This is a genomic window from Micromonospora orduensis, from assembly GCF_006228125.1.
In the GTDB taxonomy this organism is placed as follows: domain Bacteria; phylum Actinomycetota; class Actinomycetes; order Mycobacteriales; family Micromonosporaceae; genus Micromonospora; species Micromonospora orduensis.
Genome location: NZ_VDFY01000121.1, coordinates 55,019 through 76,158, shown reverse-complemented (window position 1 = coordinate 76,158; position 21,140 = coordinate 55,019). Strand labels below are relative to the sequence as shown.

General features: G+C 72.0%; 23 protein-coding genes. 15 read left to right on the top strand and 8 right to left on the bottom strand.

Annotated elements, in window-relative coordinates; genetic code table 11:
• Window positions 1-53: 53 nt before the first annotated feature.
• Together FHG89_RS09760 and FHG89_RS09755 are read right to left on the bottom strand one after the other, a co-directional pair.
• Window positions 54-704, bottom strand: coding sequence for a futalosine hydrolase (locus tag FHG89_RS09760; protein WP_139584043.1), 651 nt, complete (start codon window positions 702-704; stop codon window positions 54-56).
• Entirely contained in the window at window positions 701-2,302 is a 1,602-nt protein-coding gene (locus FHG89_RS09755; RefSeq protein WP_139584042.1) for an MFS transporter, read from the bottom strand. The genes FHG89_RS09760 and FHG89_RS09755 overlap by 4 nt, the downstream gene beginning before the upstream one ends.
• Window positions 2,303-2,389: 87 nt before the next feature.
• On the opposite strand from FHG89_RS09755, the gene FHG89_RS09750 reads away from it, so the two are divergent.
• A complete protein-coding gene (locus FHG89_RS09750; RefSeq protein WP_139584041.1) occupies window positions 2,390-3,229 on the top strand; it encodes a DUF3027 domain-containing protein in 840 nt (279 codons plus the stop codon).
• 18 nt (window positions 3,230-3,247) lie between these two features.
• On the opposite strand, the gene FHG89_RS09745 is transcribed toward FHG89_RS09750, so the two are convergent.
• Window positions 3,248-3,493, bottom strand: a complete 246-nt coding sequence (locus FHG89_RS09745) for a DUF2530 domain-containing protein (protein ID WP_139584040.1) — start codon at window positions 3,491-3,493, stop codon at window positions 3,248-3,250.
• 88 nt (window positions 3,494-3,581) lie between these two features.
• On the opposite strand from FHG89_RS09745, the gene FHG89_RS09740 reads away from it, so the two are divergent.
• From FHG89_RS09740 to thpR, 5 genes are all read left to right on the top strand, one after another.
• Window positions 3,582-5,060 carry an NCS2 family permease gene (locus tag FHG89_RS09740; RefSeq protein WP_139584052.1) on the top strand — a complete coding sequence of 493 codons (1,479 nt, stop codon included), beginning with the start codon at window positions 3,582-3,584 and terminating at the stop codon, window positions 5,058-5,060.
• Between the two features lie 115 nt (window positions 5,061-5,175).
• Window positions 5,176-5,625 carry a MarR family winged helix-turn-helix transcriptional regulator gene (locus tag FHG89_RS09735; RefSeq protein WP_208760915.1) on the top strand — a complete coding sequence of 150 codons (450 nt, stop codon included), beginning with the start codon at window positions 5,176-5,178 and terminating at the stop codon, window positions 5,623-5,625.
• 70 nt (window positions 5,626-5,695) lie between these two features.
• The gene (locus FHG89_RS09730) at window positions 5,696-6,979 is read left to right on the top strand and encodes an MFS transporter (RefSeq protein WP_139584038.1); all 1,284 of its coding nucleotides are present in this window, start codon (window positions 5,696-5,698) and stop codon (window positions 6,977-6,979) included.
• Window positions 6,980-7,060: 81 nt separating this feature from the next.
• Window positions 7,061-7,570, top strand: a complete 510-nt coding sequence (locus FHG89_RS09725; protein WP_139584037.1) for a hypothetical protein — start codon at window positions 7,061-7,063, stop codon at window positions 7,568-7,570.
• A 5-nt stretch (window positions 7,571-7,575) separates the two neighbouring features.
• Window positions 7,576-8,154 carry an RNA 2',3'-cyclic phosphodiesterase gene (gene thpR / locus FHG89_RS09720; protein ID WP_139584036.1) on the top strand — a complete coding sequence of 193 codons (579 nt, stop codon included), beginning with the start codon at window positions 7,576-7,578 and terminating at the stop codon, window positions 8,152-8,154.
• Here the strand turns inward: thpR and FHG89_RS09715 are convergent.
• Window positions 8,124-8,474, bottom strand: coding sequence for a hypothetical protein (locus FHG89_RS09715; protein WP_244295306.1), 351 nt, complete (start codon window positions 8,472-8,474; stop codon window positions 8,124-8,126). The genes thpR and FHG89_RS09715 overlap by 31 nt on opposite strands.
• Here FHG89_RS09715 and FHG89_RS09710 point away from each other — a divergent pair.
• Window positions 8,461-8,721, top strand: a complete 261-nt coding sequence (locus FHG89_RS09710) for a hypothetical protein (RefSeq protein WP_244295304.1) — start codon at window positions 8,461-8,463, stop codon at window positions 8,719-8,721. The two genes, FHG89_RS09715 and FHG89_RS09710, sit on opposite strands and share 14 nt — an antisense overlap.
• A gap of 71 nt (window positions 8,722-8,792) precedes the next feature.
• Here the strand turns inward: FHG89_RS09710 and sepH are convergent, their stop codons facing one another.
• From sepH to FHG89_RS09695, 3 genes are all read right to left on the bottom strand, one after another.
• Window positions 8,793-9,878: a septation protein SepH gene (sepH, locus tag FHG89_RS09705; RefSeq protein WP_139584035.1), complete on the bottom strand. Its 1,086-nt coding sequence runs from the start codon at window positions 9,876-9,878 to the stop codon at window positions 8,793-8,795.
• 185 nt (window positions 9,879-10,063) lie between these two features.
• Window positions 10,064-11,191, bottom strand: coding sequence for a phosphoserine transaminase (gene serC, locus FHG89_RS09700; RefSeq protein ID WP_139584034.1), 1,128 nt, complete (start codon window positions 11,189-11,191; stop codon window positions 10,064-10,066).
• A gap of 193 nt (window positions 11,192-11,384) precedes the next feature.
• A complete protein-coding gene (locus FHG89_RS09695; RefSeq protein ID WP_139584051.1) occupies window positions 11,385-12,491 on the bottom strand; it encodes a citrate synthase 2 in 1,107 nt (368 codons plus the stop codon).
• 282 nt (window positions 12,492-12,773) lie between these two features.
• On the opposite strand from FHG89_RS09695, the gene pdxH reads away from it, so the two are divergent.
• The 7 genes from pdxH to FHG89_RS09660 all read left to right on the top strand — a co-directional run bounded on the left by pdxH (window position 12,774) and on the right by FHG89_RS09660 (window position 18,806).
• Complete coding sequence (pdxH, locus tag FHG89_RS09690) at window positions 12,774-13,403, top strand: pyridoxamine 5'-phosphate oxidase (protein WP_139584050.1); 630 nt, start codon at window positions 12,774-12,776, stop codon at window positions 13,401-13,403.
• On the top strand, window positions 13,400-14,698 hold the full coding sequence (locus FHG89_RS09685) for an MFS transporter (RefSeq protein WP_139584033.1): 1,299 nt from the start codon (window positions 13,400-13,402) through the stop codon (window positions 14,696-14,698). Before pdxH ends, FHG89_RS09685 begins: the two co-directional genes overlap by 4 nt.
• A gap of 18 nt (window positions 14,699-14,716) precedes the next feature.
• Window positions 14,717-15,646, top strand: coding sequence for an aldose 1-epimerase family protein (locus FHG89_RS09680; protein WP_139584032.1), 930 nt, complete (start codon window positions 14,717-14,719; stop codon window positions 15,644-15,646).
• On the top strand, window positions 15,646-16,248 hold the full coding sequence (locus tag FHG89_RS09675) for a nitroreductase family protein (RefSeq protein ID WP_139584031.1): 603 nt from the start codon (window positions 15,646-15,648) through the stop codon (window positions 16,246-16,248). Before FHG89_RS09680 ends, FHG89_RS09675 begins: the two co-directional genes overlap by 1 nt.
• Window positions 16,249-16,435: 187 nt before the next feature.
• Window positions 16,436-16,741 carry a type II toxin-antitoxin system VapB family antitoxin gene (locus FHG89_RS09670; protein WP_089002310.1) on the top strand — a complete coding sequence of 102 codons (306 nt, stop codon included), beginning with the start codon at window positions 16,436-16,438 and terminating at the stop codon, window positions 16,739-16,741.
• A gap of 34 nt (window positions 16,742-16,775) precedes the next feature.
• A complete protein-coding gene (locus FHG89_RS09665; protein WP_139584030.1) occupies window positions 16,776-17,936 on the top strand; it encodes an acyl-CoA dehydrogenase family protein in 1,161 nt (386 codons plus the stop codon).
• A 99-nt stretch (window positions 17,937-18,035) separates the two neighbouring features.
• The gene (locus tag FHG89_RS09660; RefSeq protein ID WP_139584029.1) at window positions 18,036-18,806 is read left to right on the top strand and encodes a DUF4230 domain-containing protein; all 771 of its coding nucleotides are present in this window, start codon (window positions 18,036-18,038) and stop codon (window positions 18,804-18,806) included.
• Between the two features lie 280 nt (window positions 18,807-19,086).
• Here the strand turns inward: FHG89_RS09660 and FHG89_RS09655 are convergent, their stop codons facing one another.
• Window positions 19,087-19,296 (bottom strand): PspC domain-containing protein, encoded by a 210-nt coding sequence (locus tag FHG89_RS09655; protein ID WP_139584028.1) that lies wholly within the window; start codon window positions 19,294-19,296, stop codon window positions 19,087-19,089.
• A 438-nt stretch (window positions 19,297-19,734) separates the two neighbouring features.
• Here FHG89_RS09655 and FHG89_RS09650 point away from each other — a divergent pair, with 438 nt between their 5' ends.
• The gene (locus FHG89_RS09650; RefSeq protein ID WP_139584027.1) at window positions 19,735-21,105 is read left to right on the top strand and encodes an L-serine ammonia-lyase; all 1,371 of its coding nucleotides are present in this window, start codon (window positions 19,735-19,737) and stop codon (window positions 21,103-21,105) included.
• Window positions 21,106-21,140: the final 35 nt, after the last annotated feature.

Sequence of the window (21,140 nt, the reverse complement as noted above, 5' to 3'; positions counted from 1 at the left end):
CCCGTGCCCACCCCGCCCACTGTGATCCGCGACCGGCTGGCGGGTCGGCCGGGTCAGCGCAGCGCTGGAGCCGCCGTGGTCAGGGCCGTCAGGGCCTCCCGTAGTCGCCAGGCGTCGCGATCACGGGGGCCGATCGGGTTGGAGATGGTACGCAGCTCCGCGAAGGGCACCCCGGCCTGCGCGGCGGCGACCGCCACCCCGTACCCCTCCATGGCCTCGGCGACCGCCTCCGGATGCCGCCGGCGCAGCTCCTCGGTGCTGGCCGTGGTGCCGGTGACCGTGCTGACCGTGAGCACCGGGCCGACGGTGGCGGCCGGCAGGGCGGCGCACAACGCCGCCAGCAACGTCGGGTCGGCCGGGACCACGCTGCCGCCGCCGAGCAGCGCGGGCGGCATACCCAGCTCGTCGACCGGGATGAAGCCGTCAGGCGACTCGGCGCCCAGGTCGGCGGCGATGCTGGCGGTGCCGAGCACCGTGTCGCCGACCGCGGCCCGCCCGGCGAAGCCGCCGGCCACGCCGGCGCTGACCACCGCACGGTACGGATGCCCGGCCGCCTCGGCCAGCGCCAGCAGCCGGGCGGTGGCGGCACCGGCCACCGCCGGACCAACCCCGACCGGGGCGACGGTCACCGTGGTGTCGGTCAGGCCGGCCCGGACCGCGTCCGCCTCGGCGGGCACCGCGGTCACCACGAGCAGACCGCTCACGACAGCGGCCCGGGAGACTCCCGGCGGGACTCCTCGTCGCTGCCGGCGCCCGGGCCGCCGACCGCCGAGGAGGGCCGGTAGATGTGGTAGCCCGGCGGGGCCAGCCCCGGCTCGTCGTACTGCGGCGAGCTGGCCTGGTTGGGCGCCGGGGAGGTGGGCGTCGGGTCGGCCGGCTCGTCCGTCGGCTCGTCGTCGGTCAGCTCGTCGTCGCCCAGCGGCCGGCCGGCCAGCTTCTCGCCGCGCAGCCGGGCGGCGACCAGCACACCCCTGGTGGCGGCCAGCACAGCCACCCCGGCGGCGACCGCGATGCCCATCCGCCCGTCGAACGGCACCAGCCCGAGCCCGCCACCGGCGACGAAGGCCAACATCAGCACCGTCTCCGAGTGGGCGAACGAGCTGGCGCGCAGCCGCTCCGGGATGCGCTCCTGGATCGAGGCGTCCACGGCCAGCTTCGCCACCCCGCTCACCAGCGCGGTGACCAGGCAGAGCAGGGCCACCATCGGCAGCGAGAACTGGATCACGGCGAGCACCGCCACCCCGGCCACGATGACCATGCTGCTGGACTGGATGGTCGCCGGCCGGTGGATGCGCAGCCGGGTCCCGACGGCCGTGGCCAGGAAACTGCCGACCGCCAGCGCGCCGCCGACCAGGCCCAACGCCCACTCGGCGCCCAACTCCCGACCGAACACGTCGGTGTTCAGGTCGCCCTTCTTGATCGCGAAGGCGAGGAAGAGCAGCAGGAAGCCGTACGCCGCGCGCAGCGTCGCGGCACCGATCAGGGTGGCGATCACGAGCCGCCCGGCGGGTCGCCCCCGGCCCAGCGGCCGGTCGCCCCCACGGCGGCCCAGTACCCGCAGCGGCCGGGGAACACGCTCGGGCGGCTCCGAGTCGGCCCTCGGCGGCAGACGCAGGGAGATCACCATGCCGATCAGGAAGATCACCGACGCGACCCGCAGCGGCCACTGCGGCCCGAACCAGAACGCGGCCAACCCGATCGGCGCCACCAACGCGCCCGCGACCGTGCCGTAGACGCTGGCCCGCGCGCCCACCTGCGAGAGGCCCAACCCCTCGGGCAGCAGCCGGGGCACGGCGGCCGAGCGTGCCACGCCGTACGCGCGGGACAGGGCGAGCACGCCGAACGCGGCCGGGTAGAGCCCGAACCCGTGGATGTAGTCGGAGATCAGCCACGCCAGGAATGCGCGGCCGAGCATGGTGGCGGCCAGGGCGTACCGCCGGCCGTGCCGGAAGTGGTCCAGCAGCGGGCCCACCACGGGGGCGAGCATCGCGAACGGCACCATGGTCACCAGTAGGTAGAGCGCGACCTTGCTGCGGGCCTCGCCCAGCGGCACGTTGAAGAAGATGGTCCCGGCCAGGCCGATGGCGATCAGCGTGTCACCGGCGCAGGACAGCGCGTGCAGATCGAACAGGCGGACCATGCCGACCTCGCCGCCGGCGCCCCGCGCCCGGGCCCGGCCGGCCCGGCGGGTCACCCAGCGTCCGCTGCCCACCGAACCGCGCAGCAGCAGGCGGACCGCCCTGATGCCGGTGCCAACGGTCCGCCCGAGAACGGAACGCCCGGAGCGGGAGTACGACGGCATGTGCACCATCCTCGCCCATCTGATCCAGGTGCGCCGCACCACTGCGGGAAAGGTTCCCCGGGAGTCCCTGTCACCCCTGGGGGTGGCATGGGGAACAATGGTCGGGTGACCAGGCCCGCCTCCACCCGTGCCGCTCGTCTCGACCAGGTCTGCGCCGCCGCCGTCGAGGTGGCTCGTGCCGGCATCACCGAGGTCGACGCCGACGATGTCGGCGACCACCTGCAGGTCGTTGCCGAGGGCGACCGGCTGGTCACCCACTACTTCGAATGTCGGCTCGCCGGTTACCGCGGTTGGCGGTGGGCGGTCACCGTCACCCGGGTGCCGCGTAGCCGTACCGTGACGATCTGCGAGACGGTGCTGCTGCCCGGCTCGGACGCGCTGCTCGCGCCCGGCTGGCTGCCCTGGCAGGAGCGTCTCAAGCCGGGCGACCTCGGTCCGGGTGACCTGCTGCCGACGCCGCCGGACGATGACCGGCTGGTCCCCGGCTACCTGCTCTCCGATGACCCGGCGGTCGAGGAGACCGCCTGGGAGTTGGGCCTGGGGCGCGCGCGGGTGCTCTCCCGCGAGGGCCGGATCGAGGCGGCGCAGCGCTGGTACGACGGTGAGCACGGCCCGTCCGCCGCGATCTCCACGTCCGCGCCGGCCGCTGCCCGATGCGGCACCTGCGGCTTCTACCTGCCGTTGGCGGGTGCGATGCGGCAGGCCTTCGGCGCGTGTGGCAACTTCTACGCCCCCGACGACGGCCGGGTGGTCAGCGCCGACCACGGGTGCGGCGCCCACTCCGAGACGCTGATCGAGGCGGTCGAGACCGCCGTCGAGGAACTGCCCACGGTGTACGACGACAGCGCCGTGGAGGCCATGTCGGTCAGCCGCGCGCCGGGGTCGGTGGAGGCCGCCGAGCCGGCGGAGCCGTACGGGCACCCCTGACGGTTTGCGCCGGCGGGGTCAGCTCGCGCGGCGGCGGCGCCGGTTGGCGTCGTGCCGCAGCATCACGGCGAGGCCGGGGAAGCCCCAGAGGAACCCGGCAAGGCAGGTCCAGAGCCAGTTCTCGTGACCGTTGTCGGTCAGCCAGCCCCGGAAGAAGATCAACAGGACGAGCCCGGCTACCGCCCAGGCGATCAGCCCGGCGACCGCGAACGGCACCATCGGCGGGTCGAGTGGTGCGGGCCGCGGCGGCTGCTCGTTCGGCATCGGGCAAGCGTACGCGATCAACTTTCCCTGCCCGCCGGTGATCTGGGACGATGCGCGCGACAACCGGAAGATCACCTGCGAGGACCCGATGGCAGTAGCGCCGCCCGAGAACGGCACAACCCCCGACCCCGCTCACCCGCGTAACGGTTTCGACCGGTTCTTCGAGATCTCCGCCCGCGGCTCGACGATGAGCCGTGAGGTACGCGGTGGCCTGGCGACCTTCTTCACGATGGCGTACATCGTGGTGCTCAACCCGCTGATCCTCGGTGGGGCCGTCGATGGGGACGGCAAGACCCTCCCGATTCCCGCGCTGGCCGCCGCGACGGCGCTTGTCGCCGGCCTGATGACGATACTGATGGGGGTTGTCGGCCGGTTCCCGCTGGCGCTCGCCGCCGGTCTGGGCGTCAACGCCCTGGTGGCGTACGAGATCGCGCCGGAGATGACCTGGGCCGACGCGATGGGCCTGGTGGTGATCGAGGGTGTGATCATCGCGGTGCTGGTGCTTACCGGTCTGCGGACCGCGGTGTTCCGCTCGGTGCCCACCCAGATGAAGACCGCGATCGGGGTCGGAATCGGTCTCTTCCTGACCATCATCGGTCTGGTGGACGCCGGCTTCGTCCGACGGATCCCGGATGCCGCCAACACCACGGTCCCGGTGGGCCTGGGCATCGGCGGCAAGCTGGTGAGCTGGCCGATGCTGGTCTTCGTGGTGGGTCTGCTGATCACCCTGGTGCTGGTGGTCCGCCGGGTGAAGGGCGCGATCCTGATCGGCATCCTCGCGTCGACCGTGCTGGCGGTGATCGTGGAGGCGGTCGGCAACATCGGGCCGTCGTTCGTCGACGGCAAGCCCAACCCGAAGGGTTGGTCGCTGAACGTGCCGGAGTTGCCGAAGACCGTGGTGGACCTGCCCGACCTGTCGCTGCTCGGGAAGTTCAACGTGCTCGACTCGTGGGGTCGCGCCGGCTGGCTGGTCGTGCTGATGTTCGTCTTCACCCTGTTGATCACGGACTTCTTCGACACCATGGGCACGATGGTGGCGGTCGGCCAGGAGGGTGGCCTGCTCGACGACAAGGGCACCCCGCCGAAGGCCAAGGAGATCCTGCTGGTCGACTCGATCGCCGCGGCGGCCGGCGGTGCGGCCAGCACCTCCAGCAACACGTCGTACATCGAGAGCGCCGCCGGTGTCGCGGAGGGTGCGCGGACCGGGGTGGCCAACCTGGTCACCGGCGTGCTCTTCCTGCTGGCGATGTTCCTGGCGCCGCTGGTGGTGATCGTGCCGTTCGAGGCGGCCTCGACGGCCCTGGTGGTGGTCGGTTTCCTGATGATGACCGCGGTGCGGACGATCGACTGGTCCGACTACGAGATCGCCATCCCGGCGTTCCTCACCATCGTGCTGATGCCGTTCACCTACTCGATCTCGAACGGGATCGGCGCCGGTCTGATCACCTTTGTGGTGGTGAAGCTGGCCCGGGGCAAGGCCCGGGAAATCCACCCGTTGCTGTACGGGGTGGCCGCTCTGTTCGTGCTGTACTTCCTGCGCGGGCCCATCGAGTCCCTGGTGCTCTGACGTGCGTCCGGGCGGGGAATCGGACCGGACTCCCCGCCCGGAACTGCACAAACACCCTCGTGAGCCTGGTCATAACGGATGTCGTTAGCCATGCTCATTAGTTAAGCTAACTAACGTGATGGAGCGGACGGTGACGGCGGAACGCGTGCCACCGGCGCAACTGGCTCCCCAGTTGCGTGATGCGATCACCCGACTCAACCGGCGGGTCCGCCAGGCCCGACCGGTCGGCGACCTCACGGTCACCCAGGTCTCGGCGCTCACCAGCCTGCGGCTGGCGGGCGCGATGACGCCCCGGGAACTGGCCGATGTCGAGCGGGTGCAGCCACCGACGATGACCAAGATCGTCGGGAAGTTGGAGGACCGCGGCCTCGTACGGCGGACACCCCATCCGACCGACGGCCGGCAGGTCATCCTCGCGGCTACCGAAGGAGGGCAGGCCGTGCTCGACCAGTTCGAGCGGGCCCGCGACGAGTGGCTGGCCCACCGGCTGGCCGCGCTCGACGAAGACGAACGGGAGACCCTGCACCGGGCCGCCCAGATTCTCCAGCAGCTCGCTCGCGCCTGAGTCACGCCCGCGCCACCGGGCCGTGCCGTCACCTGTCGATGACGCGTACGTCCGAGGAGGCGCACCAAGAGTGCAGGCCAAGCTGAGCACGATGTTCCAGTCCCTACAGGTCCGCAACTACCGGCTCTTCGCAACCGGGCAACTGATCAAACTGATCGGTGTCTGGATGATGTTCATCGCCCAGGACTGGCTCGTCCTCGACCTCTCCGACAACTCGGCGACCGCCCTCGGCGTGGTCACCGCGTGTCAGTTCACCCCGGTGCTGCTGCTCACGCTCTTCTCCGGCCGGCTCGCCGACAGGTACGACAAGCGGGTGCTGCTCTTCGCCGCGAACGCCTTCTGGACCGTACTGGCTCTCGGCATGTCCGTGCTTGTCCTCACCGACCTGGTGCAGCTCTGGCACGTCTTCGCGTTCGCCGCGCTGCTCGGCACGGCCAACGCCGTGGAGACTCCGGTCCGCCAGGCGTTCGTCTCCGAGTTGGTCGGTACGCCCCTGCTGCCCAACGCGCTGTCGCTCAACGCCGCCGTGTTCAACTCGGCCCGGATCGTCGGCCCGGCCGTCGCCGGCCTGGCCATCGCCGCGTTCGACGTGGGCCCGGTCTTCCTCTTCACGGCCCTGAGCTCGGTCGCGCCGCTGGTAAACGTCGTCCGGATGCGGACGGCCGAACTGCACCGCGACGCCCTGCTGCCGCGCGACGAGCGGGCGTCCGCGAAGGTGATCGACGGCCTGCGGTACGTGTGGCGCAGACCGGACCTGCTGCTGCCGATGGCTGTCATGTCGGTGATCGGCATGTCGCTGTTCAACTTCCAGCTCACCCTCGCCGCGCTGGCCAAGACGGTCTTCCACACCGGCGCGGCCTCGTTCGGACTGTTCAGCACCGCCCTCGCCGTCGGCGCGCTGTGCGGCGCGCTCAGCGGCACCGGTCGGCGTAGCCGGCCGTCGGTCTGGCTCGTGCTCGGCGCCGCGATCGCCTGCGCCAGCTTCGGCACCCTGGTCGGCTTCGCGGGGACGTACTGGCTGGTCGTGGCGCTGCTGGTGCCGACCGGGTTCTTCATGGTCTTCTTCGCCCAGGCCGCCAACCAGCGGGTCCAGCTGGGTGTGGACGCGGCGTTCCGGGGACGGGTGATGGCGCTGTGGGTGCTGGTGTTCCTGGGCACCAACCCGGTCGGCGCGCCGCTGATCGGCTGGGTCGCGGAGCACTTCGGCGCCGGTGCCAGCATCTGGATGGGAGGGCTCATCTCGCTGGCCGCCGCGCTGACCGCGCTCACCTGGCAGCTGCGCCGCTCCGGCGCCCGGCTGCGCTTCCGGGTGCTGCCGATGCCCCGCTTCTACGTCACCTCCACCGACTGCTGACCGCACCCGTCCCGATGAGCGGATGGCGCGGATGCGGCCAAATCGCTGGCGAGGCGGCACGACGGGGCTTAGCGTCGATACGTGGGAGTCGGACGCGCGCTGATGCTGGCCCTGGCGTTCCTCGCCGTGGCCAGCCTTCCGGCAGCGTTCGCGCTGCTCTTCTGCTACGACGAGATCCTCGACCGGGTGGTCTGCGGCTGGTCCGAGTGGCGTGAGCGCCGCCGGGAGAAACGCACGATCGCCCGCCTCGACCGGGCCATCGAAGCCGACGCGCTGACCCGGGACATCGATCTCAGCGAGCTCGACAGGACCGACCGGCGGCCCCTGGAGCACCTCGCCGCCGACCTGCGCCGCCTAGGCAGCCAGCGGATCGGCGGGACGGGCCGGTCCATGGTGTGGCACGGCGCGGTGCTCCAGGCGTACGACGACCGGCTGCGACTGGCGTGCCGCGCCCTCGGCATCACCGAACACCTCGCCGAGCTGGAGGGCGTCGACCAGGAGATCGAGCGGGTACGGGTCGAGGGCGTGCTGCACGCCGCCGGTCTGACCCTGCCGGCGGCCCGGGCGGGGCACCGGCAACGGCACCACTAGACGGTGTGCGACTCTTCGTCGCGGTCTGTCCGCCCGTGGAGGCGGTCAACCATCTCGGGGCGCAGGTCGCCCGGCTGCGGGTCGGAGCGGCGACCGTCTCCGGCGTCGACGTCCGGCTCGCCGATCCTGTCCACCTGCACCTCACGCTGGCGTTCCTCGGTGTGGTCGAGGCCGCCCGGCTGGTCGAGGTGGAGAGTGCACTCGGGCTGGCCGCCGAGTGGTTCCGCGACGGTCGGGGCGTCGTACCCCGGTTGAGCCTCGGCGGCGGCGGCCGGTTCGACCGGGACCGGTCCACGGTGCTCTGGGTGGACCTTCGCGGTGACGTCGAGGCACTGCGCGACCTGGCCCGGCTGATCCGGTCCCGATTGCGCGAGGCTCGCCTGCCGTACGACGACAGGCCGTTCCGGCCGCACCTGACCATTGCCCGACCCGGCGACCGGATGACCCCGGCGGACCTCGACGCCGACGTGGCCACTCTGGACGCCTACCAGGGGCCGGACTGGTCGGCGACCGAGCTGCTGCTGGTGCGCAGCCACCTCGGCCCTCGACCGCGCTACGACCGGCTCGCCGCCTGGCCGCTCTGACCCGGACTGGTGTGCAGGACCTGGCGGCCCTGCTCGGCGGCGCGGATGATGCTTTCGCTGATGAAGTCGAGGAAGCGGGCGATGTTCTCCAGGCGGGCGGCGGCGGGGCTGTCCGGGCCGAGGAGCGCCACGCCCTGGCGTGCGGTCTCGACGAGCTGGTCGTTGGCCCGGGCGCTGGCGATCGTCGCCTGGTAGAAGAGCTCGTCGTCGACGACGTAGCGGTCGCGGCGGCGTTCGTCGCGTTCCCGGCGGACGAGGCCCTGGCTCTCCAGGAAAGTGATCGCCTTGGAGATCGACGCCGGGCCCGTGCTGGACGCCATCACCGTTCCGGTGCGGTACGTCGTCGCCTCCGGGACGTCCCTCGGCAGTCGCGGTGACGAGCAGGAGCGGATCCGCACCAGCCTCGAAGCGGTGACCATCCGCAACCCGCACATTCAGATCGCCGCGAAGGTGACAAGCAACCACGGAGCGATCCTCAAGAAGGACTTCCGGGCGATCGCCGACGCCGTACGCGAGGTCGCCGGCCTCGACCGCAGGGGCGCCGACGACACGACAAGCGGTAGGTGAAGGCCGGGCAGCGGACCCGCCGCGTGCCTCGCGCCGACGGGTGGCGAACCGCCACCCGTCAACGCGAAGCGTCAGGAGGACTCACGCGCGGCGGGGCCACTGCCGAAGAGCACGTCGTCCCAGCTCGGCAGCCGCTTACGCGGCTTGCCGTTCGCATCGGTGGACTCGCCGCCGCTGCCGGCAGCCGCCGCGGCGCCAGTCCGACGTGGCCGCAGGACCGCCAGCGACGGCACGGCCGGCACCTCCTTGGGCGCGTCCGAGTCGTCGTCGAAGGCCGAACCCTGGCCGCCGCCGAGCAGCGCCGCGGCACCCCCACCGACCGGCCGCTGCCGGGGAGCGTCCGAACCGGCAAGGGCAGCCGGCGTACGCGGCTCCAGCCCGCGACCCGACGAGGCGCCGAGCGGACGGTCCAGTGAGGCGAGCAGGGCGTCGCGGCCGGCACGGATCGGATCCCGGCCGGGGCGCGGGTGCTCCGACGCCGCCGGAAGCCCGTGACCACCACGGCTCGGCTCGCCCCGCGACGGACCGGGCAGGGCGTGCCCACCCCGCTCCGGCGCCGGCTCCTGGCCGAGGATCGGCGTGGGCCGCTCGGCGCACAGATACTGCGCCATGTCGTCGTGCGGGGTGACCGCCTGCCGGGTCTTGTCGAGATCCCAGATGGCCTGCGCGGTGGCCTTGCCGGACGGCCAGGTGGCGATGATCCGCCAGGTGCCGTCGTCCCGCCGGTACGCGTCCCAGGAGATCTTCTCGGTGTCGATGCCGTGCTGGCTCAGCCGACCGTTGACCACCTCGGCGAGCGGGGTGGGCTTCTCCGCACCCTTGAGCCGGGTGCGGCGGGCGTGCTGGGCGAGCATCGCGCGCTCCTGGAGCACCGGGCCGGCGTAGCGCAGCACCCGGTCGACCGGCACCCCGGCGATCCGGGCGACGTCCTCGGCGGACTCACCGGAGCGGATGCGGGCCTGGATGTCCCGAGGGGACAGCGACGGAACCGGGTCGGCGGCCGTCGGCGCAGCCGGGAGCGGCGGCGCGCCCGGCTCGGCGTGCAACGCGCCGGCGATCCGGTCGTCGATCGGCAGGGCGAGCAGCCGCCCGACCTCGTCGGCGAGAACCAGGGCATGGCCGTCCTCGGAGAGGGCGACGAAGCGTACTGGGCGCATAGCGTTGCCTCCGTCCCGCTTCGTTGGCCGCACGCCACGAGTCGGCCACCCAGGCGTCTCGGACCACCGTACGCGCATCTGTCTCGGGGTGGGGGAAGCGACACCCCGCATGTCGCGACTGAGCTGCAACGATGATCACGGTGGGTGTCCGTCGAGGCTCCGATGGACACCCACCGTGACGAACCTCAGAGGCGCTCGACCACGTAGTCGATGGACGCGGTCAGCGCCTCGACGTCGGCCGGTTCGACGGCCGGGAAGAGCGCCACCCGCAGCTGGTTGCGGCCGAGCTTGCGGTACGGCTCGGTGTCCACGATGCCGTTGGCGCGCAGTACCTTCGCGATCGCGGTGGCGTCCACCCCGTCGGCGAAGTCGATGGTGGCGACCACGTTGGACCGCAGCGTCGGGTCGGCGACGAACGGGGTGGCCACCGTGGACCGCTCCGCCCAGCCGTACACCGTCGCGGCGCTCTCCGCGGTGCGCTTGGCCGCCCAGGCCAGGCCGCCCTGCGCGTTCATCCAGTCGGTCTGCTCGGCGGCCAGGAAGATGGTCGCCAGCGCCGGGGTGTTGTACGTCTGCTCCAGCCGCGAGTTGTCGATCGCGGTGACCAGGTCGAGGAACGCCGGGATGTACCGCCCGGACGCCTTGATCTCGGCGGCCCGGTCCAGTGCGGCCGGCGACATCAGGGCCAGCCAGAGACCGCCGTCGGAGCCGAAGCACTTCTGCGGCGCGAAGTAGTAGACGTCGGTCTCGCCGACGTTCACCTCCAGGCCGCCGGCGCCCGAGGTGGCGTCGACGAGCAGCAGCGAACCCTCGTCCGCACCGGCCACCCGGCTGATCGGCACCGCGACGCCGGTCGACGTCTCGTTCTGCGGCGTCGCGTACGCGTCGACACCGGACTCGGCGACCAGGGTCGGCGCGCTGCCCGCGTCGGCCTTGCGGACGGTCGGCTCGCCCAGGAACGGCGCGTCGGAGACCGACTTGGCGAACTTGGCGCCGAACTCGCCGAAGCTGGCGAACTGCGCCCGGTCGCGGATCAGGCCGAAGGTGGCGACCTCCCAGAACGCCGTGGTGCCGCCGTTGCCGATCACGACCTCGTAGCCCTCGGGCAGCGAGAAGAACTCGGCGATGCCGGAGCGCAGACGCGCCACCTGGTCGCGGACCGTCTTCTGCCGGTGCGAGGTGCCTAGGTAGCTCGTGGCGACCTCGGCGAGTGCGGACACGGCCGCCGGACGGACCTTGGACGGGCCGCAGCCGAAACGGCCGTCGGCGGGCTTGATCTCATCGGGAATCCGGATGGTCGGTGCGTCAGCCACGGTCTTGAAGATCCTTCCGCAAGGGCGAGGGCGGGCCCGGCGACACTGCCGGCCCTCATCCTCGCACCCGGACCCATCGGTTCAAGCCGGGCCCCCGAGGGCGGGCGTGAGTCCTTCGCCACATCCCGGCGCCACACACGCGACCGGGCCCCTCCCGCACGCCTGGCGTGCCGGAGGGGCCCGGTCGAACAGATCAGACGCCGTGCGGGATGGCGGCCCAGCCCTCGACGTCGGACGGCTTGCGGGTGTTCGGGCCCACGTAGCGGGCGGACGGGCGGACCAGCCGCTGAAGGCGCTTCTGCTCCAGGATGTGCGCGCTCCAGCCGCCCATCCGGGCGCAGGTGAACATCGAGGTGAACATGTGCGCCGGCACCTCGGCGAAGTCGAGCACGACGGCCGACCAGAACTCGACGTTCGTGGCCAGCACCCGGTCCGGGCGGCGGGCCTGCAACTCGGCCAGGGCCGCCTTCTCCAGCGCCTCGGCGATCTCGAAGCGCGGCGCGCCCAGCTCCTTGGCGGTGCGCCGCAGTACGCGGGCGCGCGGGTCCTCGGCACGGTAGACCCGGTGGCCGAAGCCCATCAGGCGCTCGCCGCGGTCCAGGACGCCTTTGACGTAGCCCTCGGCGTCGCCGCTGCGCTCCACCGCCTCCAGCATGCTGAGCACCCGCGACGGGGCGCCGCCGTGCAGCGGGCCGGAGAGGGCGCCGATGCCCGACGAGATGCAGGCCGCCGCGTCCGCCCCGGTGGAGGCGACGATGCGGGCGGTGAAGGTGGAGGCGTTCAGGCCGTGCTCGGCGGCCGAGATGAAGTACGCGTCGACGGCCTTGACGTGCCGCGGGTCGGGCTCGCCGCGCCAGCGCTTCATGAACCGCTCGACGATGGTCTGCGCCTTGTCGATCTCCTTCTGCGGCACCGCCGGCAGGCCGAGGCCCCGGGCCGACTGGGCGACGAAGGAGAGTGCGGTCACCGAGACCCGGGCGAGGTCCTCGCGGGCCTGCTCGTCGGAGATGTCCAACAGCTGGCTGAGCCCCCAGTACGGGGCCAGCATGGCGACCGCGGACTGCACGTCGACCCGGATGTCACCGGAGTGCACCGGCACCGGGAACGGCTCCGCCGGCGGCAGGCCCGGCCCGAACCGGCCGTCGACCAGCAGCGCCCACACGTTGCCGAACGAGACCTGGCCGATCAGATCCTCGATGTCGACCCCGCGATAGCGCAGCGCGCCACCCTCGCGGTCAGGTTCGGCGATCTCGGTCTCGAAGGCGGCTACGCCCTCCAGTCCGGGTTTGAAATCGGCCATGTCGCTCTCCTGGATCTGGTCGGTGCGCCCGGTCCGGCTCATCCGGCCCGATCGGCCGAGCGCCTCAGGCGACCCTCAGGGATGTGTTCGGAACATCTTGCCCGCTCAGTAACCGGATACGCGACCCACCGCCACTGTGCTGCACACGACATCTCAGGACGCGCATTCTCCGCACGGCTCGGTGAGACTGGGGCGGTGCGGGCTGGTCAGCGCGGGAGGGCGTCGGCGAGGCCGCCGAGAAGGAGTGGGGACGTGACGGGCGACACACCCGCCCCGGCCGCCATGCGTAACGAGTACGCGGCGGACCTGGGCCTGACCGAAGCTGACCTGGCCGTCGACTGGCACACCCAGTTCGACAGCTGGTTCGCCGACGCGGTGGCCTTCGGGCTACCCGAACCCAACGCGATGGTGGTGGGCACCGCCGACGCCGCCGGCCGGCCGAGTGGACGGACGGTGCTGCTCAAGGGGTACGACCCGAGCGGTTTCGTCTTCTTCACCAACCACCTCTCCCGCAAGGGCGTCGAGGCGAGCGCCAACCCGTACGCCAGCCTGGTCTTCCCCTGGTTCGCGATGCAGCGGCAGGTGGTCGTCACCGGACGGATCGCCCCGGTCGACCGGGCCGAGACCGACGCGTACTTCGCCAGCCGTCCGCGCGGCTCCCAACTGGGCGCCTGGGCCAGCCCCCAGTCACAGGTGGTGCCGGACCGGGCCGCCCTGGAGGAGCGCTACCGGGAGGTCGCCGAGCGGTACGCCGACGACGCCGCCATTCCGACCCCTCCGCACTGGGGTGGGTTGCGGGTCCGTCCCGACTCGGTGGAGTTCTGGCAGGGCCGGGCCGGCCGGCTGCACGACCGGCTGCGCTTCCGCCACCTCGACGAGGGTGCGTGGACCGTCGAGCGGCTGGCCCCGTGACGGATGTGCAGGAGGCCCGGCCGCGCGGAGCGCGCCGCTGGGCTATCGACGTCCGTCCGCTGCGCGTCCCGGCGTACCGACGGTTGTGGCTCGGCAACACGGTGGCGATGTTCGGCTTCCAGTTCACCGCCGTCGCGGTCCCGGTGGAGATGTACGCCCTGACCCGGGACTCGTTCTGGGTGGGCCTGCTGGGAGTGGCCGCCTTCGTACCGTTGCTGATCTTCGGGCTCTGGGGCGGCGCGGTCGCCGACGCCCGCGACCGCCGTGCGGTGCTGCTCGGTGGCTCATTGTTGCTCTGGGCATCCACCCTCGGGCTGCTGCTCCAGGCCCTGTTGGACGTGGGCAGTCCGGTGCTGCTGCTGGCGTTGATGGCGGTGCAGTCGGTGGCTTTCGCGATCAGCTCGCCGGCCCGCAGCGCCATGCTGCCCCGGCTGGTGCCGGAGGACCTGGTGGCGTCCGCCACCACCCTGAACTACACGACCTTCACCGCCGCCTCGGTCGCCGGCCCGCTCGCCGCCGGCCTGATCCTCGCCGCCTCGCCGGACACCACTGTGGTCCTGCCGATCGCGTACGGGTTGGACGCGGTGCTGTTCACCGCGATGCTCTGGGCCGCGCTGCGGCTGCCCTCGCTACCGCCCGAGCCCACCGCCGACGGCCAGGCCCGTCGCGCCGGCCTGGCCAGCGTGATCGACGGATTCCGCTATCTGGCCACCACCCCGGTCCTGCTGCTCTCCTTCGGCGTGGACCTGATCGCGATGATCCTCGCCATGCCACGGGCCCTCTTTCCGGAGATCGCGAACGAGCGGTTTGGCGGCGGTGGCGCGGTCGGCCTGCTCTACAGCGCCATCGCGATCGGTTCGATGATCGGCGGGTTGACCTCCGGCTGGATCGGCCGGCTGCGCCGCCAGGGCCTCGGCCTGGTGCTCGCCGTGGTCGGCTGGGGCCTGGCCATCGCCGCGGCTGGGCTGGCCCGACAGCTCTGGCTGATGGTCGCCCTGCTCGCCGTGGCCGGCGCCGCCGACCTGATCAGCGCGGTGCTGCGCCAGTCGATGCTGCTGGTGTACGCGCCGGACCGGATGCGCGGTCGACTCCAGGGCGTCAACACGGTGGTGGTGGCGGGTGGCCCGCGCCTGGGCGATCTGCGGGCCGGCACCATGGCCGCCGGGTTCGGTGGCGGGGTCGCCTGGGTCGCCGGCGGTCTCGCCTCGGCGGTACTCGTGGTGGTGCTGGCTGTCGCGTTCCCGGCGCTGCTGCGCTACCGGGCCGCTACCGCGTCGAGCGGTGACCGCACCTGACCGGTTAGGGTCGCCGGCATGGAAAGCCCCGACCAGCGCCCGTTCTCCGGCGCCCAGTGGACCATCTCCGCCGCCGGCCACGAGGCCGTCATCGTGGAGGTGGGCGGCGGGCTGCGGACGTACCGGCACGACGGCGTCGACCTGGTCGACGGGTACCGGACCGACGAGGTCTGCCCCGGTTGCGCCGGGCAGGTGCTGGCGCCCTGGCCGAACCGGATCCGCGACGGCCGCTACCCGTTCGGTGGGCGGACGCACCAGCTGGCGCTGACCGAGCCGGAACGGCACGTGGCCATCCACGGGCTGGTCAACTGGGTGCCGTGGCAGTTGCTGGAGCAGTCGGAGGACGCGGTGACTGTCGGCTACGACCTGCCGCCGCAGCCCGGCTATGAGTGGCCGCTGCGGCTGCGCAGCCGGTGGAGCGTCGACGCGGACGGGCTGCGCGCCGAGCACGAGGTGAGCAACATCGGTGCGGAGGTGGCGCCGTTCGGGTTCTCCGTGCACCCGTACCTGCAACTGCCGGGCGTCGCCGTGGACGACCTGGTCATGCGCCTGCCCACCCGTACCCGCGTGCTGGTGGACGGTCGGCTGCTGCCGGTGGGGGCGAGCCCGGTGGCCGGCACCCAGTACGACTGGACGAGCCCGCGCCGGATCGGCGGCGCGGAGCTGGATCTCTGCTTCGGCGGGGTGATCCGCGACGCCGACGGCGGCTCCTCGGTGAGCCTTGCCGCACCGGACGGCTCGGCGGGCGTGAGCATCTGGGCGGACGCCGAGTTCGGCTGGTGGCAGGTGTTCACCGGGGACGCCCTCACCGGGGAGCGGCACCGCCGCTCGGTGGCGATCGAGCCGATGACCTGCCCGCCGGACGCGTTCCGGTCGGGCAAGGACGTGCTCACGCTCAAGCCGGGCAGGACCTGGCGGGGCGCCTGGGGCATCCGCCCCGGAGCCTGATGGAGTTCGCCGAGGTCGTCCGCCGACGGCGGATGGTGCGCAACTACGACCCGGACCGTCCCGTCCCGCCCGACGTGGTCGACCGGCTGCTAGACCACGCGATCCGCGCCCCGTCGGCCGGGTTCGCGCAGGGCTGGGGTTTCCTCGTGCTGGAGGAGGCCGCCGACCGGGACCGGTTCTGGGCCGCGACCACGCCGGACGGCGGCGGCCGGGAGCGGTGGCTGGCCGGGATGCGCCGGGCGCCACTGATCGTGGTGCCGCACGCCAACGAGTCGGCCTACCTGCGGCGGTACGCCGAGCCGGACAAGGGCTGGACGGACCGGTCGACCGACCGCTGGCCGGTGCCGTACTGGCATGTCGACGCCGGGTTCGCCGCGCTGCTGATGTTGCTCACCGCGGTGGACGAGGGACTGGGGGCGTGTTTCTTCGGCATCCCGCCGCAGCGACTGGCCGCCTACCGGAACGCGTTCGGCGTGCCGGACGAGTACCAACCCGTCGGTGCCATCACAATCGGTTACCGTGCCCCCGACCATCGGTCACCGTCATTGCGCCGTGGGCGTCGGGGAGTGGACGAAGTGGTGCGTCGGGGCCGGTGGAGCTGAACCGGATGTCCCGCTTGTCCGGTTGAGGATCGGACGACCGATAGCGAAACTGACATCAGGGAGCAGAACGCAACGTGCACCGGACGGCTAGGCTGGCACGGTCATCGGTGCCGCGCCGCGCGGTGCCCGCCGCGGCCCGGCTCGGCGCCGTCGGTCGGCCCGGCCACGGGGAGGGGAGCGTGCCGTCGTGATCTTCAGAGCGGTCCGGGACGGGCGTCCCTATCCGGAGCACAATCTGACGCTCAAGCAGTGGGCGGAGATTCCGCCGCGTCCGCTGCGTCTGGACCAGTTGATCACCACCAAGCGCGAGCTGGCGCTCGACAAGCTCCTCGCCGAGGACTCCACCTTCTACGGCGACCTCTTCCCGCACGTGGTGCAGTGGAACGGCGGCCTCTACCTGGAGGACGGGCTGCACCGGGCGCTGCGCGCCGCCCTTCAGCAGCGCAACCAGATCCACGCCCGGGTGCTGGTGCTCTCCGGGCCGATCGAGTGAACGGCCTGAGCTGAGGCTTCGTTAAGGTGGCGGCATGACTGCCCTCGATCTGCTCGACCTGGACCCGTCGCTCACCGACGAGGAGCGGCAGATCCGCGACGTCGTCCGCCAACTCGTCGACGACCGGGTCCGCCCGCACGTCGCCGACTGGTACGAGGAGGGCCGCGTGCCGGCCCGCGAGCTGGCCCGCGAATTCGGCAAACTCGGGCTGCTCGGCATGCACCTCACCGGCTACGGCTGCGCCGGCGCCTCCGCCGTCGCGTACGGGCTGGCCTGCCAGGAGCTGGAGGCCGGCGACTCCGGCCTCCGTTCGCTGGTCTCGGTGCAGGGCTCACTGGCCATGTACGCCATCTGGCGCTACGGCAGCGAGGAGCAGAAGCAACGATGGCTGCCGTCGATGGCGACCGGTGAGGCGATCGGCTGCTTCGGCCTGACCGAGCCGGACCACGGCTCCGACCCCGCCTCCATGGCCACCCGCGCCCGCCGCGACGGCGACGACTGGCTGCTCAACGGCGGCAAGATGTGGATCACCAACGCGCCGATCGCCGACGTCGCGGTGATCTGGGCGCGCACCGACTCCGGCGTGCGGGGTTTCGCCGTACCGATGGACACGCCCGGTGTCACGGCCCGCGAGATCCGCCGCAAGATGTCGCTGCGCGCGTCGGTGACCGGCGAGATCGTGCTCGACGACGTCCGGCTCCCGGCCGACGCCCAACTGCCCGAGGCTGCCGGGCTCAAGGCCCCGCTGAGCTGCCTCACCGAAGCCCGGTACGGCATCGTCTGGGGCTCTCTCGGCGCCGCCCGGGACTGCCTGGAGACCACCCTGGCGTACGCCACCACCCGCACCCAGTTCGGTCGCCCGATCGCCGGGTTCCAGCTCACCCAGGCCAAGCTCGCCGACATGGCAGTCGAACTGGTCAAGGGACAACTGCTCGCGCTGCACCTGGGCCGCCTCGCCGACGCCGGCCGGCTCCGCCCCGACCAGGTCAGCGTGGGCAAGCTGAACAACGTACGGGAGGCCCTGGCCATCGCCCGGCAGTGCCGGACCATCCTCGGCGCCAACGGCGTCTCCGGGGAGTACCCGGTGATGCGGCACGCGAACAACCTGGAGAGCGTGCTGACCTACGAGGGCACCTCGGAGATCCACCAGCTCGTCGTGGGGCAGCGGCTCACCGGGCTTTCCGCCTTCGCCTGACCTGCCCGTTTGTTCTTTCCGGCCGCTCGCCGCGCGGCTGTCGTACGGGGGCCGTAACGTCATTGGCAGACGACGTGTCTGACGAGGACGGTGAGCGTGATGGCCCGCGACGCTGGCATCAACGAGCCCACGAAGGAGTTCCCCGGTTACCCGACCGGGGACGATCTCAAGGAGCGGTCGAGCGCGACACCCGAACCAACCACTGACACACCCGGCGGCTCCGGTGGCGGTGGGGCGGCCCGGGGCCTGCTGCTTCTGCTGGGTGCCGCCGCGCTCGCCGTGGTCGTGCTGCTCGGCGTTCAGGTGACCGGCTTCCTGCCCGACTTCCGTAACCCGTTCGCCAAGGAGCAGACCGACCGCAGCCAACCCCCGCTGCTGAAGTCGATCCAGGACCTCAGCCGCTACGTGGCCGCCGAGGGCAACTTCCAGGTCGTGGTCGACACGCAGAACGACCGCCGTAACGTCCCGGACTTCCTGCTCAACGAGCGCACCCTGTTCGTCGGAGCTGGCAGCGTCGAGGCGTACGTCGACTTCACCAAGATCGGTGAGGGTGCTGTCGTCCAGTCCGCGGACGGCAAGTCGGTCGAGATCAAGCTGCCCGCGCCGCAGCTCGGCGAGACCAACCTCGACCTGGAGAAGAGCTACGTCTTCGCCGAGCAGCGCGGTCTGCTCAACCGGCTCGGTGACCTGGTCGGCAACGACCCCAACCGGCAGCAGCAGGTCTACCAGCTCGCCGAGGAACGGATCACCGCCGCCGCCCGGGACAGCGGGCTCTCCGCCCGCGCCGAGGAGAACACCCGCAAGATGCTGGAGGGGCTGCTGCGCTCCCTCGGCTACCAGCAGATCACGGTCACCTACACGGCCCCCTGACCCGCGCACCTGTACCGCGCACACCGAATCGCCCGCCCCGACGGATGTTGGGGCGGGCGATTCCGTGCGAGCGCCGGCACGTCCCGGCGCCTCGGCACAAGGTCCGCGTCGCGCGCCCCCGTCTCATCGCAAGATCCGCGCAACATCAGGGATGTTGCTGCCTCCGACGCGCGGGAGGCCACAACATCAGTGATGTTGTGGCCTCCCGCAAACCCGTCGGTGCGATCTCAGCCCTGTCGTGTGGTTCGGGTGGGGCAGCGCTGGGTGGTGCGGGCGTGGGTCAGTGCCGGGTGGACGCGAGGTAGCGGTCCTCGTTCGGCATGAGGACCCAGAGGATCAGATAGACGATCACCTGGGTGCCGGGCAGCAGCAGCGACAGCAGGAACAGCAGCCGGACCATTCCGGCGGACATGCCGAACCGCTGACCGAGGCCGGCGCAGACACCGGCGAGCATGCGCCCCTGGCGGGGTCGGACCAGTTTGCGACTCATCGTCGTACTCCCACTCTGCGGCGGTGCGCCGCGTCTGCAATCCACGGTAGAAAGGGGCGGCCACCTCGACCTCGGTCCCGAGGAGGATCAGCAACCCGTGGACCCGTAGGTACTTACCCGTGCGGCCCGGCTCCGACGCCTCGCGCCTTGGCGTGATCTTGACCGGGCAGCCCGTGCAGCCGGGCAGCCGGGCGGGCGCGATGGGACGGCCGGACGCTGCGGGGAGGTGGCGGTGGGACGGCGGTCAGGTGGCGGTCAGGTGGCCGCCTCGCGGTGGCCGGTTGGGCGGTCGGTTGGGCGGGTAGGCTCGCTGGTTGGGCACCCGCACCCCGGGTGACCAGCGGCCGACCGACCGGGCGGCCATGAGCGGGGCCGCCTGACCGGTGGCCACGAACCGGGCCGGACCCGTACCACGGGCAACGGCGAGGAAGCGCAGCCATGATCAGTGTTTTCGACCTCTTCAGCGTCGGCATCGGGCCGTCCAGCTCGCACACGGTGGGGCCGATGCGGGCCGCCCGTACGTTCGTGGCAGGGCTCAAGGCCGATGGGCTGCTCACCGGCACCGCGCGGGTGCAGGCCGAGCTGTTCGGTTCGTTGGGCGCCACGGGGCACGGCCACGGCAGCGGGCCGGCGGTGCTGCTGGGGCTGGCGGGCGAGTCGCCGGAGACCGTTGACACGGACACGGTCGGCCCTCGGGTCGAGCGCATTCGCGCCGAGCGGCGGATCAGCCTGCTGGACGCGCACGAGATCGACTTCGACCCGGACCGGGATCTGACGCTGCACCGCCGCCGGTCGCTGCCGTACCACCCGAACGGGATGACCTTCGCGGCGTACGACGCCGAGGGCGCCGAGCTGCGCAGCCGCACCTACTACTCGGTGGGTGGCGGTTTCGTGGTGGACGAGGAGGCGGCCGGTGCGGACCGGATCAAGCCGGACAGCACCCGGGTGCGGTACCCGTTCCTGACCGGCGCGCAGCTCCTCGACGTCACCACCGGCACCGGGCTGTCGATCAGCGAGGTGATGCTGGCCAACGAGCGGTCCTGGCGCGGCGAGGCGGAGATCCGGGCGGGTCTGCTGGAGATCTGGCGGGTGATGCGGGAGTGCGTGCAGCGCGGCTGCGAGCGGGACGGCGTACTCCCTGGTGGTTTGAAGGTCCGGCGGCGCGCGGCGGAGCTGCGGCGCGGCCTGGAGGCGGACGCGGGGACGCCCGACCCGCTGCACGCCATGGACTGGGTGACGCTGTTCGCCCTCGCGGTGAACGAGGAGAACGCGGCGGGCGGGCGGGTGGTGACCGCGCCGACGAACGGCGCGGCCGGGATCATTCCGGCGGTGCTGCACTACTACACGCGGTTCGTGCCGGGCGCCGACGAGGACGGCGTGGTGCGGTTCCTGCTGGCCGCCGGGGCGATCGGTGTGCTGTTCAAGGAGAACGCGTCGATCTCCGGCGCGGAGGTGGGCTGCCAGGGTGAGGTCGGCTCGGCGTGTTCGATGGCGGCGGCGGGGCTGGCCGAGGCGCTCGGTGGCACCCCGGAGCAGGTGGAGAACGCGGCCGAGATCGGGATGGAGCACAACCTCGGGTTGACGTGTGATCCGGTGGGTGGCCTGGTGCAGATCCCCTGCATCGAGCGGAACGCCGTGGCTAGCATCAAGGCGATCACGGCCGCCCGGCTGGCGCTGCGCGGCGACGGTGTGCACGCGGTGTCACTGGACAAGGTCATCAAGACCATGCGGGAGACGGGCGCCGACATGAAGGTCAAGTACAAGGAGACGGCGCGCGGCGGTCTGGCCGTCAACGTGATCGAGTGCTGAGTACGGCCGATTCGGGGCATTCGTTCACCGACTGC

Coding starts and splice junctions, on each gene's coding strand:
- FHG89_RS09650 (WP_139584027.1), top strand. CDS start 19,735: ATGATCAGTGTTTTCGACCTCTTCAGCGTCGGCATCGGGCCGTCCAGC.
- FHG89_RS09675 (WP_139584031.1), top strand. CDS start 15,646: ATGGAGTTCGCCGAGGTCGTCCGCCGACGGCGGATGGTGCGCAACTAC.
- FHG89_RS09660 (WP_139584029.1), top strand. CDS start 18,036: ATGGCCCGCGACGCTGGCATCAACGAGCCCACGAAGGAGTTCCCCGGT.
- FHG89_RS09715 (WP_244295306.1), bottom strand. CDS start 8,474: ATGGCGTCCAGCACGGGCCCGGCGTCGATCTCCAAGGCGATCACTTTC.
- FHG89_RS09745 (WP_139584040.1), bottom strand. CDS start 3,493: ATGCCGAACGAGCAGCCGCCGCGGCCCGCACCACTCGACCCGCCGATG.
- FHG89_RS09695 (WP_139584051.1), bottom strand. CDS start 12,491: ATGGCCGATTTCAAACCCGGACTGGAGGGCGTAGCCGCCTTCGAGACC.
- FHG89_RS09665 (WP_139584030.1), top strand. CDS start 16,776: ATGACTGCCCTCGATCTGCTCGACCTGGACCCGTCGCTCACCGACGAG.
- FHG89_RS09680 (WP_139584032.1), top strand. CDS start 14,717: ATGGAAAGCCCCGACCAGCGCCCGTTCTCCGGCGCCCAGTGGACCATC.
- FHG89_RS09740 (WP_139584052.1), top strand. CDS start 3,582: ATGGCAGTAGCGCCGCCCGAGAACGGCACAACCCCCGACCCCGCTCAC.
- pdxH (WP_139584050.1), top strand. CDS start 12,774: ATGCGTAACGAGTACGCGGCGGACCTGGGCCTGACCGAAGCTGACCTG.
- FHG89_RS09655 (WP_139584028.1), bottom strand. CDS start 19,296: ATGAGTCGCAAACTGGTCCGACCCCGCCAGGGGCGCATGCTCGCCGGT.
- sepH (WP_139584035.1), bottom strand. CDS start 9,878: ATGCGCCCAGTACGCTTCGTCGCCCTCTCCGAGGACGGCCATGCCCTG.
- FHG89_RS09755 (WP_139584042.1), bottom strand. CDS start 2,302: ATGCCGTCGTACTCCCGCTCCGGGCGTTCCGTTCTCGGGCGGACCGTT.
- FHG89_RS09750 (WP_139584041.1), top strand. CDS start 2,390: ATGGGGAACAATGGTCGGGTGACCAGGCCCGCCTCCACCCGTGCCGCT.